This window comes from Aquabacter albus (assembly GCF_040049275.1).
GTDB lineage: Bacteria > Pseudomonadota > Alphaproteobacteria > Rhizobiales > Xanthobacteraceae > Aquabacter.
The window spans coordinates 1-14,005 of sequence record NZ_JBDZDT010000026.1; the positions used below are offsets into that span (position 1 = coordinate 1).

Below are 14,005 nucleotides of genomic sequence, written 5' to 3' on the forward strand. Positions count from 1 at the left end.
CGCCGCCGGCGCTCCACCGAGGTGATCACCTCCACTCGCGACAGGGTCAAATGACTACTCCTAGGATTATCCCTAGGACTTCACGTCAGCGCCTCAACCCGCAAGGCGGCCCGCGCCGGAGGGGTACTCAAACCTGGGACGTTGGCCCGCATGGTCGAAACCGCCGCTCTGCGTCCGGCCTTCGATGACATGGGGCTCTACGCCGATGACCCGGAAGAGCGGCGCGAGGTGCGGACGATTTCCGGCACCTACGCAAGTGGCAGACCGCAACGGACGCTATGGCGAACAAGGTGGGGAATGCAATCTTGTTGAACCCTCGTGGGAGGGCTCCTGGCAGCGCTTTGCCTCGGAATTACGGCTATCTGCAGCAGCTCTGACCCGAGATCATAGAGTGCTGATCAGCCAAAATGGTCCGGCGACGGCGTCAGCCGCATCACCATGTCGTTATAGTCGAAGTCCGATCCCTGTTGGTAAGCGAGGTCTTCGAAGCCAAATGTGTTCTCGCCATACATGCGGATATACTCGTATCCGCCGGCGTTGGCGTTGCCAATGACAAAGGTTTCGCCGGATGTCGTGAGCAGGACGGGCGCATAGTAGCCGGTCGCGCCAGCTACGGTCCAGTTTGCTTCGGTGTCGAAGTCGCCTCCGAGCGCCTTGAGGAAGCCGGTATCCAGATGGCTACGGACTGCCTCGGTAAAGGCGTCGCTATCGTCATAAGCGACCCCGCCGACACTCCAGGCTCCGGTCGCGGCATCGATGTCCACATGCACGAAGCCAAGCGTATTGGTATTGGCGGCGCTGCCGGCCAGCTCGATCGTCAGCGTCTCACCTTGCTGGAGGAGGACAAAGGGCTTCCCGGTAATCCTCTGGGTTTCAGCAAGCTCAGCCGCATCGGAGAGTGCGTTGTCGGATGCTGCGGTGAGGTGCAATCCGCCGGTGGCCACCTGCAGCAAGCCGTCGTGCTGCACGGTGACGTCCGCCCCCGACGCCGCGTCGACGCTGCCATTGCTGGAGAGGACCGCAAAACGCAGCTGCTCTTCTGCCCGGAGATAGACGGATTGCGCGCCAAGAAGCAGATGCGCACCGTGGTCGTCGGTCGCCGCGCCGATGGTTGCGATAGTCGCCTGCTCCAGCGTCACGTCACCGCCAGCATCGTGATCCGTGCGACTAATAAGATTGCCGAAGGCGTCCACCGTGTAGATCAGCAAAGTGGAGCCCGCCTTCAGTCCTGAATCCAGTGCCGTAAGCCGGATCCAGTTGCCGGCGACGTCATTACTGCCGTCCAGCGTCAGCTCGATGCCGTGGTCGTCGTGACTGATCTTGAGCGGCACTTCCCCGCCACCCACGCTGCTGTCGCCAAGACCACCCACATGCATGCGCGCGGCGGCGATCTTGGCGGTGAGAGCGGCGCCGCTGTACTGGGCGAGGACGTGGGCCATCTCTGTCGGATCGGACCCCGCGGCGGCCAATGCTGCGGATACTTCCCCATCATGGGCTGCGACGATGATCGCTGCCACATCCTTGAGGAAAGTTACGGGATCGTGCGGCTCCCACTGGGCCTGCGGCTGATGGTTCGGTGCCAACGCTATGGCAAGGGCCGCGATGACGAAAGCCGTAAATACGGCCTCTTTGACGATCTTTCCCTGCTGTGGGGGGAGCTCATCGATCTTGGTCATGATGTCGATGAAGGTAGCTGGCGAAGCAGTCGCCGCAGCAGCAATTAAAGATACAAGCGCAGACAGCGCGCCGAAGATTTTGGCCCAAATGGAGTGGGGTGATCCGGCGGGGTCCGCCGGATCGATTGGATGACCGCCCTCCGCGATCCAAGCCGCCATCCCATCGAAGGCGTCGTCGCCGCCGACGCCGGCGGCGTCCAGCCGGGGGAAGATATCGAGGATCATGGACGCAGCGACGAACGCTTGCGCTGCACCTGCCACGCCCATGCGCGTGGCGGCGATGGGGTCGAGAGCGGTGAGGTCGAGGTTGGACTGCAGGCCGAGCGCCGCAGCGACCATCTGCTGCGCGGCATGAAGATCACCGCCGCTATGAGCCGCCACCTTCTGAACGAGGGTGGTCAAGGGCGTGATGACGGAGGAACCTCCTGGCGCCAGCAAAGTCCCCGCAAAAGGCTGCCGGGTCAGGATGTTGATCCCGCCGGTCAGGATCAGCGGGGCGGCGCTTGCTGCAAGGCGGTATATGCCGTTGGCATCCGTGGTGACCGAAGCTTCGCCGAGGTCGAGCAACCCATTGGCATTGGCATCGGCGAAGACCGTGGCGCCCGAGAAGGCGGTGGCGCCGGACGCGGGACCATTAAATTCCTCGCTCACGCGTTCGCTCCTGCAATGTTTCCCTGAGATGAGATCGACGTTGCGGATGCCCCGCTTGAATGCCCTCTTAAAGCTCTATGGTACTAAACGCCACGGTATTAAGCTACACAGCTGAGCTGTACAGCCAGAGCGCAACAATGGAAGCTGTCGTTGCTGCGCCGATTGCCCCGCGGGGCTTTTGGTGTTCACTGTGGTAGCGTGCGCCTTTGAGCGAGGGCAGCCATGAGCGAACGAGCCGCAGCCTTCGTGAGGGCCTGGATAGCATCGAACATATCCGCGGACGGATTTCGCACCGGCGACAGGCGGCGCGCGGAGCACGATCTGGAGATGCTGAAGATATCAGCCTTTCAGGTTGGCATCTTGCCGGAAGAGATCATAGCGGAGTTCCCAGACCTCGAGACTTTCATTGCCTCCGCGCAGGCGGCGGCTGAAGACAAGACGTGAGGTCATTACCGCCACAGCCGCAGCACGATCCAAATGAGTCCGCCACAGCACGCGAGCGTCACCGCAGCGATAATCAGGTAGGGCAGTGTATCGGCTGCGAACATTCAGGAAGTGTCGGGCACGACGCCTGAACCTTGGCTGTCCGCCAACTCACATTCACGTGGGATTTCGTGGTCAGCGCCACATCCGCATCACGATACAGATTAGGCCGCCGCAGCAGGCAAGGGTGACGATGCCGATAAGGCCGAAGGTTGCAATCTCCATTTCCGACGTGTCCCGTTATAGACAAGCCGACGCTTAGAATGCGGATGCCGCTGATTGGTTCCCTGGGAGCTATGGGGCCCCGCTCTTCCGAACGAGCGTGGCAATTCCTTTCCTTTCCGCGCCTCAGCTGCATTGCAATTAGATCTGCCTACTCGTCAGGCGAGCGAAGCTGCGCAGAGGGAGCTCGCCAATCCGTCTTTAAAAAACGAAAGACTAATCCTACTCTCCCGCTCGCCAGAGATTTCAGGGATTTGCCATGCGACATTTAATGAAGATGGTGGCGGGAGTGGCCTTTGTGGCCCTGTCCGTCGGTTCGGCGGATGCGTTTCCGATGCAGCTTCAGATCTCACCCTCTGATCAGGTGACCCCGGTTGCCCAAGGCTGCGGCGCGGGCTGGTGGCGGGGACCGTGGGGTCATTGCCGGGACACTCCCTATTACGGACCGCTGCCCGGCGGCGGCTATCAGGGTCCCCCGGGGCCTGTTGGGAATGGCTGCGCGCCCGGATACTGGCGCGGTCCCTGGGGGCACTGTCGCGATACGCCGTACCACGGGCGGCTGCCCGGCGGCGGATGGCAGTGATCCTGCGCAGGAAGCTGCCTGTTTCACCAATTGCGCTTTCCTCTAGATCCGGTAGCCCCATGAAGCCTTTCATCCCCGCTTTGGCGGTGGCCGCCATGCTTGGCGCGACTTCGCCTACCTTTGCTCAGCAGACCCCCGCGCCGGCGCAGCCGGCCGCGTCGGCCCCTGCGACCTCGAACTATAGCGAGACCGACGCGCGCGCCGTGCTGAATGCCCGCCTCGCGGCGCTCAAGACGGTCATCGAGCTGACCCCGGACCAGGAGAAGCTGTGGCCGGCACTGGAGACCGCCATCCGCGACATCTCCAAGAATGCCGCCCAGCGCCGCCAGAATCGCGAAAAGGCCGATCCGAAGGACTTCCTTGATATCCTCGAGGTGGTTGCCGACGACGAGGCGGCGCGCGCGGCGGACCTGAAGCGGTTCGTTGCGGCCGCAAAGCCGTTCGTGGCCTCGCTCACGCCGGTGCAGAAGCGCCGTATTCCGGCTTTCCTCGGCATGATGGAGAAGCCGGGGGTGGGCCAGCCCTCGAGCGAGCTGTGGATCTTCGAGGAAGAAGAGTGAGCCCAGCCTGACGGCAGGCTCGCACCAGATGAGCCCCGCCGCCTTCACTGGCGCCGGGGAGGGAACCTGCGGCCCCGCGACAGGTTGTATGCGCGGCGGGTTTCCCCGTCGCCCCAATCCCCCTTCGCCCCGCCGCTCTGACGAGCGCGCGGGGTTTTTTCGTTTCCCTCACTGCCAGTTTCGGAAAATGATCCACGCCAGCGCCCCACAGGACGCCAGCGTGAGGACGGTAATGACGGAATAGGTCAGGGTCTCGGCATCGGTCTTGCAACCATGCTGCCACGCCCAAGATGAACGCTCCTTGCCGTAGCTTCTGGACCAGATTTGCGTCATTGGCTTTCAAGGGACGGCTGCAACCCAAGGCCCCCGTGCCGCCGTTTTCAAGCCCCACCGGTCTCTCCTCTGGTGGGGCTTTTCGCTTCTACGCGCGGTCCTGCATGGAGGCGGCAGGTTTTTTATTTATCGGCCGGTCCCTAAACAAGCCAATCGCTTCCACTGGCGCTAGTGAAGTCGAGTTGGATAACGAGATCATTGAAATCTTGATCACCGCCGCCGCGAGTATCGTCGAATCCCCACGTGTTAAGCCCGTAACTCCAAATGTGCGCCACATGCTGGCCATTCACCGTCTCGTTGGCTTGGTCGAAGCTCCAATACGCGCCGCCCTCCGTGGTATTGGTTAGCTTCATGGCGATGATGTCGCCGGCGTTCACGCCCAGAACCGTGGTTTCACCATATTCACCGTATCCAGGACCTCCTATGAAAGTACGGCCCGACGCCAAATGGTAAGCTCTCCCGTCGGCAGCCTGCTCATATCCAGCGTCACCTGGCTGGAGCCCATTAATGCTGCCCGAAAGATCATCCACTCGATAAAGCAGCAGGGACGTATCATCGACGCCATTCTGGCGCATCCGCAGCACCGCGACTTGATCGTCCGCTGCCTCCGCCGTCTGCGCTATCGCGACCGGTCGTGCCACTTGGATCGCGCTGTTTGTCTCGCCGGAAACAAAGTCCACGAAGCCGTAGGGCGACGAGAGTGTTCCTTGCGGCGTCCCTGCCTGGCTGCCACCAATCCAAACATTAAGCTCATCTCCTGCCTGGACAGCAGATTGTAGCAGGGGGCCTTGCCCCTGACCGTCAAACATTGTGACGAGCGTGGGTGAGAAATCAGACTGAAGGGTCTGCTGGGCGAATTGAGTGGTCCACGCAAAGGTGTCGCTGATCTGCCCTGGAAAGTTTAACGGGTTGCCGCCGAATTCAACGTCGACACTGGCGTTCGAGCTGAGAACGGCTTGGAAAAGCAAGCTCTGGTCGACGGAACTCTGCCAGTTTCCGGTCTCGGTCAAATCAAGCACATTCGGAGTGTCATGATAATATTGCGCAGTGGCGATCGCCGCGAGCGCTTGGGCCAGCAGTGTCGCGTTGGGAGAGCCGAGGCCAGAGACGAGGTCGTAGCCAGGCCCTGCCTGATCGCCGAAGCCGGTCGGAGTGATGGTTTGTGTACCGCCTCCATAAAACGAGGTTGAAATGGGCCCGCCCATGGAGAAGGTGGACATATTGGAACCCACCGTGATGTCGTTGAAAGACGCCGGCGCCACCACCGCGGCGATATAGAAGAGGTCGTTGGCATAGCCGAGCCGTGGCAACCCGATCTCTGCGAAGTCAGCATTCAGATGCGCTGTCAAGGACGCCCAGAAGGGCGTGGCGGCACTGGTGCCATAATCGTCATAGATGCCCTTCATATTCTCGCCGGGCGCCTTGTAATCCATGCCGCCACCGGCCAGCGCCGAGACATCGGGCGTACCACGGCCGGGCTCGTGATATGGATCAGCGGTTAGCGGATTAAGGCCGTAAGCCAGCTGATACCAAGGAATTGGGTGTGAAGGATCGGCACCCCCAGAACTCGCATTGTTCTCTCCGTAGCCCTGCTCCAGATTGGTGCCATTGAGAAAATATGAATTCCATACGGTCTCGATCAGGGTCGAATTGGCGGAGCCCTCCACAGGGAGCTTTGTCATGCCGCCGGAGACGAGTTGCCAAATGACGGAAGAGTTTCCCGCCGCCACCGCCGCGATGATTTCCTGGAGGGTCGAGTCCGCTGCAGCCTGTACGGCCGAGCTCAGCGCTGTTCCACCCACCAGCATCCCATACGTGCTGATATAGGTGGAATATTGGTTGGTGATGCCGTTGCCCGTCAGGTCGCCTGAGCCGCCGTCCCCATTGGCCGAAAACACGCTGATGTTGCGCAGAGCGGCATCGACGAAGAGTTCATATGCAGCAATCCAGAAGGGGGAATTGGGCGCTGGCCTCACCTCGTCGATGAACGAGGAGGAGATGATGCCAGGATTGTGGAGCAAGTCCCAGAAGGCCGCCTGATAGGCGGTATAGGTGGTGGATTGGGAGGCGCCGCCAAACCCCGAGCCGACATACAGGCCGATCTCGCTCCCTGGCGCCGCCGATGTGACGACGCCCACATCCAGCGCGCGCTCACCCGCAGATCCCGTATATTCCTGGCGGCTCGCACCTTGAGTGTAATGGCTTCCCAGGGTTGAGAGTCCCGCCTCTTCACGGAATTTGTCCAGAAGCACCTTAAAACTCTGCTCGGCGTCGGGGGGCAATGCATCGCCGACGCCGGGTTCGATCAGACCGATTGCGCCGGTCGGCTGGTCTGCCCATGCGGTGGGGAAGTTGTAGAAATATCGCCCGATCTCCTGTGCGAAATAAGCAAGGCCCACGGTCGAGTTGTTACCGACGCCCTGCGGCCCCTGAGGCAAGGTTACCGAAGCGTCGCCAGCGAGATTGGAAATTGCGCGTGAGGCCCAAAGGTCGGGCCAGATGCCCTCTACATTCCACGCATCCGGCAAGGAAAGATTGCCGTTCCAGAACAGATAGTCGGGGTCGTGCGACGGGCCGACGCGCAACAACTGGGTGCCGAACAGCTGCTCGAATGTAGAGCTGTCCAGCGCCAGCCAGATGGTCCGGGATGCTTGAGATGTGACGTATCCATCTGATCCGGTTGGATCACCGATGACCTGAATACCCATGCTTGTGAGGGCATTCAGTACGGTATTGTAATTGGTCGTATCGGCACCATAGGTGGACCAAAGCGTCCCGTTTTCTCTCAGAGTCTCAAGCGCCTTCTGTCGAGTCGCCCAGTCGCCATTGAGTAGCTCGGTCGGGTCGTTCGCGCGGTTGAGGACAAGCCCCACGTTGATGGTGGAATTGGTATACTTGATATCCTGCGGATTAATGCCGTATGCTGCGAGAGGATCGGTTGCCGAGGTCGTGCGATAGCTAGTGAAGTCGAGATAGGCTGAATTTGCAATTTCCGACATCAATGCCCCCAATCGCAACGAAGTAGGTCTGGCCACTAAAGTCTCCTTTTTAGAAAGACCCATTTGGCAAGACAACCATGACCACGTCAGTGCCGCCGCCGTAGGGCCGCGCACATCTCGTAGGTCTGGCTGCAGGCGACATAGGCGAGTGCCCAGCCGGCTTGCACATAGCCGCGGCGATATACTTCTCGCCTACGGTGCACCGGGCGAGTGTGCGCCGATATCGGTCATAGCCCTTGGCTAGCAGGTGACCGCGCGCGCTTCGATCATGTCCGCGCCGAAGAAGGCGGGCCTCGCGCTCCGGACCTTGGCGCAGATCTGTGAGATTTCGACGAGCGATCACGCCCGCCTGAAGGCTGCCTGCATCATTCTCGCGTTGGCGTCGGGATCACCGCTTGAAGCCGGGCGAAAAGCTCTCGGAGACGCAGCAGTGAGCCCGTGGCACCGCAAGCGGATATGGATCCCGGCGCATTCCGAGGCGGCCATCAAGATCCTGGATCGTTGCCGGGACGATCTACTCAAGCTCAACCCGGACGCGCCTTTTTGGGTCGCCGGAATATCGGGCCATCGTAACGTGTCGGGGCTCAGGTCGCGGCTCGAGGTGGGCTGAGCGGCCGCAATTGCCGCCCAGCCCTTACCCATCGGCGAATGTCGGTAAGCCCATGGGCCGTCCCTTGGTTGCGTGCTGGAGGCATGAACCAACGGCAATGCGAGCTGATCAGTCGGAGGATAGTTCAGCGCGATCCGGATCACTCCGTGGGGAAGCTACCGGGTCAGAAAAGATCGCATGTGAAAAGCAACGCGAGATGAACGGGTTGTGTGCTCGCCATGGCCCTACCCGAACATTGCCGAATGAGCTGAGCGGGCGGGGGGAAAGCCCGCTCAGCTCACCGGATCCCGGATGGCTCCGCGGGGGAAGAGGCAGCCGGGAAAGAATACGTAACACACCAAAAGCAACGTGAGCTGAACAGGAAGGGCGGTTCGCCACGAGCTGAGGTTGCCGGGCGGCACGCAATTGCCGCCTGGGCCCCACCCAATGAACGAATGTAGGATAACCCCGCTGGGTAAATTGACTATCAATTGATCAATAATTGACGCCAATTCACAAGGGCGCGATTGCAGCGGAGGCGTGGCACTATTTATCCGCGAAAAGGCCGAGCGGTGATCCGCTCGGCCAGGCGCCCAGTGCCGGGGGAGGACACTTCAAACGGGCCACTTATCATAAGGGACAATTAGCAACGGGAGATGAACGACCCACCGATGCGCAAAACCGCGCGAGATGCGGGAGCAGAGAGGCTGGACCGGTTGCTGATCTCGGCCCAGCCCTTCCGCTTTCGGTCGGTGGCTGACCAGTCCGAAGGCGGAGCCCGGAAATTATCCAGAAAGGCCAATATGGCCAAGGCCTTGCGCGGGAGAGTCAATACCGCATTGGATGCAACTTTTGGTGGCCTAAGGGTAGGCGACCGGGCGGGCGCGCAATCGCCGCCCGGTCACCACCCAACGGGTGAATGTCGGATGCCCCGCGGACCCAGACCGTCTCACGGTCTGGCGCCAGATTGGTCGGCAATAAAGTAGTACGGGCTGAGCATCATCGGGCCGAGAGCTCAGCCCCAGGCGCTCCGCAAGGTCTGAGGTCACACGGACCCGCTTCGGAAGCCACATCACATCGCTTGCCGCCGGAAACGATTTAACGCGGCGTGCGGGCCGAGCTCGCGGGGGGCTGCCCGGCCCGCCGGGCTAGGTACTCCGTAGGTGGCGACACGAGCCACTGCGCCGCCAACCCAAGAATAGCGCGGATGCACCGTCGCCCGGCCCTGCGCATTCGGACAGTCTCAACCTCAACCATAGGACACCTCGATGACCACAAAGGAGCTGCAACAGCGGCTGCTCGCGCTCGGCTATTACCTGGGCACGAGCGGCCCGCAGGTGACGGCATTGATGGCGACTTCGGCCGCCTGACATTGGCGGCACTCACGAAGTTCCAGGCCGATCAGAAGCTTGACCTTCAATACCCCGGAACGATCGGGCCGAAGACGCTCGCGGCGCTCGGTATCGCCGAGCCTGTGGCTGAAAGCCTTACGCCTTGGATCGCGCTGGCGCAGCGCAAGATGGGCTTGCACGAGGTCCGGGATAACAAGGCGCTCAAGGACTTCCTGAAGAGCGACGGCCACGCGCTCGGCGATCCTGCAAAGCTGCCCTGGTGTGGTGACTTCGTGGAGACCTGTATCGCAGTCTCCCTTCCGCGCGAGCCGATGATCGACAACCGCTATTGGGCGCTGAACTGGCCGAAGTTTGGCGTGGAGGTCTCCAAGGCCAGCCCTGTCATGGGCGCGGCGGAGCGCTGATGAGCCTGTGGCCCAACAGCGGCGGATGATCCGGCCGCTCGTCCAGCACCTCCTCTATTTAGAGGATAGGAGGGACGAGAGCTTCGCGGCTATTTTCCGAAGTTGCGATTCTGACGCAGGGCCACCTTGCGCCGGGCGAGGCGGGCTGGAGAGGCGTATCGCACGAGGGAACCTGGAGCGGGCGGTCCTCGTGCGCTAAACCGTCAATGACGGTATGATGACGCCTCCTGCCTTGCTGAAGTTTCGCGCATATTCTCGGCTGGGATTGATTTGCGGGGCAGTGAGATGCTGATGGAGTTCCGGAGCGCCTATGGGCAGCCAGATCCGGCTGTGCCGGGCGGCGTTTTCGTCAGTGTCGCTCACAAGACCAGCATCAGCCTCCTCCGCAAGCGAGCCATGCACTTGTCCTCGGCGACCTTCCTGGCCGGGGTGGTGATGTTGGCAGTGCCGCTTGCGCTGCACGCTCAAACTGTCGGGCAGGCCGGCGATCCGGGTGTCGGCCAGACTGGCGGCCCTGGTTATGGCGACGGGCTTTTCCCAGGTGGGGGTGGCGGCAGTTCGACAGGCGGTACTGGAGCAGGCGGCGGCGGTAGCGGTGGCGGCGGATCTCCCACCTTTCTCGGCGGCGGAGGCGGCGGCGGTGTGGGCAGCGGCGGCGGCGGCGGCACCGGCCGTGGGCCTACTGGGAATAGATCCCCTGGTCAGGATGGCGCTGGCGCAAACGGCGGAGCAGGTGGCGATCCGCTTTCCGGTGCTGATGGCGCAGGCGGCGGCGGTGGCGGTGGTGGTGGAACCGCTGGAACATTGACTGGCAGTCAAACCATATCGGCTGGCTATAGCGGTGGACGCGGTGGAGATGGCGCGACGAGCGATAATGCCTCCGGCGGTGGTGGTGGTGGCGGTGGCGGCATCGGCCTGGTGTTGTCCGGGGTTGGCGGTTCCTCCATTTCCTCGGGGGTGAATATCCAGGGAGGCGATGGCGGAACTGGCGGCGATGGCAGCACCAATGGTGGGGGCATCGGCAGCGGGGGCGGGGGCGGAGCCGGCGGTTACGCGCTGTCGTTTTCGCAGTCAGGCACGTTCACGAATTCCGGCTCTCTGCAGGGTGGAAACGGCGGCCTGGGCGGCTTGGGGAGCACCTCGCCGTCTGGCACGGCGCAGCCCGGCGCAGCGGGCGCAGGCGGCGCGGGCCTCGTGGTCGGCCCGGGCGGGGCCACAATCATCAACAGCGGCACCATTGCCGGCGGCTTCACCGGCGGCCATGACGGAGATGAGGCCTACCGCGCCAGTGCGATCATCTTCACCGGCGGCTCGAGCATCCTCACGTTCACCAATGCTACGACGGGACTTTCGGGCGGTGTAGCGCTGCAGAACGGTGCCTCCCTGACCATCGACCAGCCCACGCCCCTGACAATGTCCCAGGGAATTTCGGGAAATGGCTCCCTCACCAAGGCCGGCGTCGGAAATCTGACCCTGACAGGCGCCAGCACCTACAACGGAAGCACCACCATCAATGCCGGCACGCTGGCGCTCGGCGGAAGCGGCGCCCTTTCTACGGGCGGAACCGTGTCATTGGCCGGTGCTACTGCCGTGTTCGACATTTCCACGGCCTCCGGAGACCGGACCATCGGTGCCCTTGCGGGCGTTGCCGGCGCCACCGTCCTGCTCGGCGCCAATACGCTGTCCATCAGCGGCGCGTCCCTTGGGGATTTCGCGGGCAGCATCGACGGCTCCGGCATCCTTTTCAAGGATGGGGCGGCGACGCAGACCCTCAGCGGGGTCAACACCTATGTCGGCGGCACCACCATCAGCGCCGGCACGCTGGCGCTGAGTGGCAACGGCGCCCTTGCGGCGACCGGGGCCGTGAGCCTCGTCAATCCCGGTGCAACCTTCGACATCAGCCAGGCCTCCGGAGACCGGTCCGTCGGCCTCCTGACGGGCGGCGCGGGCACCACCATATTGCTCGGCACCAATACGCTGACCTTCGGCTACGCACCGGACGGGGTTGTTGCGAGCGTCATTTCCGGTCAGGGCGGCCTCGTGAAGCAGGGGTCAGGTAAGCAGACGCTGACCGGAGCCAATACCTTCACCGGTAACACCACAATCGATAGCGGCATACTGGCGCTGAGCGGGATCGGCGGTCTCTCATCGGGAGGCTCCCTGACACTTACCGCCGCCGGAACCGGCTTCGACATCAGCGCGGCCACGGGAAACCGGAACGTCGGTGCATTGTCAGGCGTCGCCGGCAGCGTCGTGACGCTCGGCAACCGCACGCTGACGGTTGGTGGCACTGTGCCGAGCGCCACGTTCGACGGCGAACTCGAGGGGACTGGCGGCCTCATCAAGGAGGGAGCCGGCACGCAGGTCCTGGGTGGCGCCAACACCTATACCGGCGTCACCACCATCTCCGCCGGCACGCTGGCGGTCACCAACTCCGCCGCGCTCGGCGATCGTGTCGCCGGCACCACGGTCGCGTCGGGCGCGACGCTGAAGATCGATACGGGTTCCCCCTCCGTGGTCTTCTCTGAAAATTTCACCTTGTCGGGTGTGGGCGCAGCCGGAGAACTCGGCGCGCTGGTCATCTTGGGTGATGCCAACTTTACCGGCTTCGGCGCCGGCGTCACGCTCGCGGCGGACGCCACCATCCATAACGCCGCTTCAAACGTGATCCTCGGAACGATCACTGGCGCGGGAAACCTGACCCTCGCCAGTTCGAGCAATGGTAACGGCTCCATAGCTGAGATCACGGCCGGCATCGGTGGCGTCACCAAGACCGGTGACGGCGCTTGGATACTCGGGGGCAACAATGCCTACACCGGTGTTACCACGGTCGCCGGTGGAACGCTGGTAACGCAGTTTGCGGGTGGGCTCGGCAGCACGAGCAACGGGACCATCGTCCAGTCCGGCGCGACCCTCATGGTTCTCGGAGGCCTGACGATTGCCGGCGAGGCACTGTCGCTGGCCGGCTTCGGGTTCGATCCTGCCAACACCGGCAACGGCGCGCTCACGGCGGCATCCAGCAATGCCGTCTGGACGGGCGCCATCACCCTGACGGACGATGCCAGCATCATGGCCGGCTTTTCCCAGGGTTCGCTAGGCCTCACCCTGAGCGGCGGCATCACAACAGCGGGCCACATCGTGAGCCTGGGGGGCGCCAGCGACGGCGTCGCGTCAGGCGTGATCACGGGCGCCGGCGGCGTGACAAAGTATGGCGAAGGCACGTGGACCCTGTCGGGCCCGAATGACTATACCGGCGCGACCACCATTTCGGCCGGGACGCTGGCCTTGTCCGGCGCGGGCAGCATCGCGTCGTCATCCGGGGTCGTGGTGAGCGGGACGCTGGACATTTCCGGCACCACCTCCGGGGCGACCATCAACGATCTGGCGGGCACCTCGGCGGGCGGTCTCGTGGCGCTGGGGACCAAGACCCTGACGGTGGTGGCGCAGACCGGCTTCCTCGACTATGCCGGGTCGCTTTCAGGCACCGGCACCCTGATCAAGCAGGGTGTGGAATCCTTCACCCTGAGCGGAAACAGCAGCGCCTTTGCCGGCACCACGCAGGTCAACGAGGGCATCCTGTTCGTCAGCAACCATGGCGGTGCCTCTGCGGGCATCCTGGGCGGCAACGTCACCGTCGCCTCTGGGGCGACGCTGGAAGGGGTGGGCGGCACCATCACCGGGGCGGTGAGCGTGGCGGCCGGCGGCACGCTGGGCTGGACCACGCAAGGGTCCAACATCGGCGGGCTCACCATGGGCTCGCTGATGATGGATGCCGGGGCGATCACCACCATCAACCTGCTGTCGCCCGTGCCTGCCGGCAGCATCTTCACCGTCACCGGCAACGCCACGGTCAACGGCACCCTCAACCTGGAGAGCGCGCCGGGCAACGGGGTGGGCGTCTACCGGGTGTTCTCCACCGGCGGGACGCTGACCAATGCCGGCATGGTGCTGGGCCAGACGCCCACCGGCTACAGCTTCCAGATCGACACGCAGGCGACGACCCTGGACGTGGTGGCGACGACGCTGGACACCTCCGTGCAATATTGGAGCGCGGACGGTACGACGCGCGGCGGCGGAGGCAACTGGACCTCGGCCAATCCCTGGCTGGGGGTGAACGGCGGCTATGCCCCCTGGGCGGGCCAGGTGGGCGTGT

Annotated in this window: 10 protein-coding genes; 7 read left to right on the forward strand and 3 right to left on the reverse strand. The window is 63.1% G+C overall.

Annotated features, from left to right (window positions below):
• Window positions 1–398 precede the first annotated feature (398 nt).
• Window positions 399–2,327: a hypothetical protein gene (locus ABLE91_RS28605; protein WP_348935961.1), complete on the reverse strand. Its 1,929-nt coding sequence runs from the start codon at window positions 2,325–2,327 to the stop codon at window positions 399–401.
• Window positions 2,328–2,549: 222 nt separating this feature from the next.
• On the opposite strand from ABLE91_RS28605, the gene ABLE91_RS28610 reads away from it, so the two are divergent.
• The 3 genes from ABLE91_RS28610 to ABLE91_RS28615 all read left to right on the forward strand — a co-directional run bounded on the left by ABLE91_RS28610 (window position 2,550) and on the right by ABLE91_RS28615 (window position 4,175).
• The gene (locus ABLE91_RS28610) at window positions 2,550–2,771 is read left to right on the forward strand and encodes a hypothetical protein (RefSeq protein ID WP_348935962.1); all 222 of its coding nucleotides are present in this window, start codon (window positions 2,550–2,552) and stop codon (window positions 2,769–2,771) included.
• A 520-nt stretch (window positions 2,772–3,291) separates the two neighbouring features.
• Window positions 3,292–3,615, forward strand: coding sequence for a GCG_CRPN prefix-to-repeats domain-containing protein (locus ABLE91_RS29015; protein ID WP_510182013.1), 324 nt, complete (start codon window positions 3,292–3,294; stop codon window positions 3,613–3,615).
• A 59-nt stretch (window positions 3,616–3,674) separates the two neighbouring features.
• The gene (locus ABLE91_RS28615) at window positions 3,675–4,175 is read left to right on the forward strand and encodes a Spy/CpxP family protein refolding chaperone (protein ID WP_348935963.1); all 501 of its coding nucleotides are present in this window, start codon (window positions 3,675–3,677) and stop codon (window positions 4,173–4,175) included.
• A 168-nt stretch (window positions 4,176–4,343) separates the two neighbouring features.
• Here the strand turns inward: ABLE91_RS28615 and ABLE91_RS28620 are convergent, their stop codons facing one another.
• Together ABLE91_RS28620 and ABLE91_RS28625 are read right to left on the reverse strand one after the other, a co-directional pair.
• Window positions 4,344–4,508, reverse strand: a complete 165-nt coding sequence (locus ABLE91_RS28620) for a hypothetical protein (RefSeq protein ID WP_348935964.1) — start codon at window positions 4,506–4,508, stop codon at window positions 4,344–4,346.
• 140 nt (window positions 4,509–4,648) lie between these two features.
• Window positions 4,649–7,507, reverse strand: a complete 2,859-nt coding sequence (locus ABLE91_RS28625; protein ID WP_348935965.1) for a DUF4114 domain-containing protein — start codon at window positions 7,505–7,507, stop codon at window positions 4,649–4,651.
• 268 nt (window positions 7,508–7,775) lie between these two features.
• Here ABLE91_RS28625 and ABLE91_RS28630 point away from each other — a divergent pair, with 268 nt between their 5' ends.
• The 4 genes from ABLE91_RS28630 to ABLE91_RS28645 form a co-directional block, all read left to right on the forward strand.
• Window positions 7,776–8,117, forward strand: a complete 342-nt coding sequence (locus ABLE91_RS28630) for a hypothetical protein (protein ID WP_348935966.1) — start codon at window positions 7,776–7,778, stop codon at window positions 8,115–8,117.
• A 1,351-nt stretch (window positions 8,118–9,468) separates the two neighbouring features.
• The gene (locus tag ABLE91_RS28635) at window positions 9,469–9,852 is read left to right on the forward strand and encodes a C40 family peptidase (protein ID WP_348935967.1); all 384 of its coding nucleotides are present in this window, start codon (window positions 9,469–9,471) and stop codon (window positions 9,850–9,852) included.
• A gap of 493 nt (window positions 9,853–10,345) precedes the next feature.
• Window positions 10,346–10,660 (forward strand): hypothetical protein, encoded by a 315-nt coding sequence (locus tag ABLE91_RS28640; RefSeq protein WP_348935968.1) that lies wholly within the window; start codon window positions 10,346–10,348, stop codon window positions 10,658–10,660.
• Window positions 10,657–14,005, forward strand: a 3,349-nt coding sequence (locus ABLE91_RS28645; protein WP_348935969.1) for a beta strand repeat-containing protein, incomplete at its 3' end; no start/stop codon positions are given. The genes ABLE91_RS28640 and ABLE91_RS28645, both read left to right, overlap by 4 nt.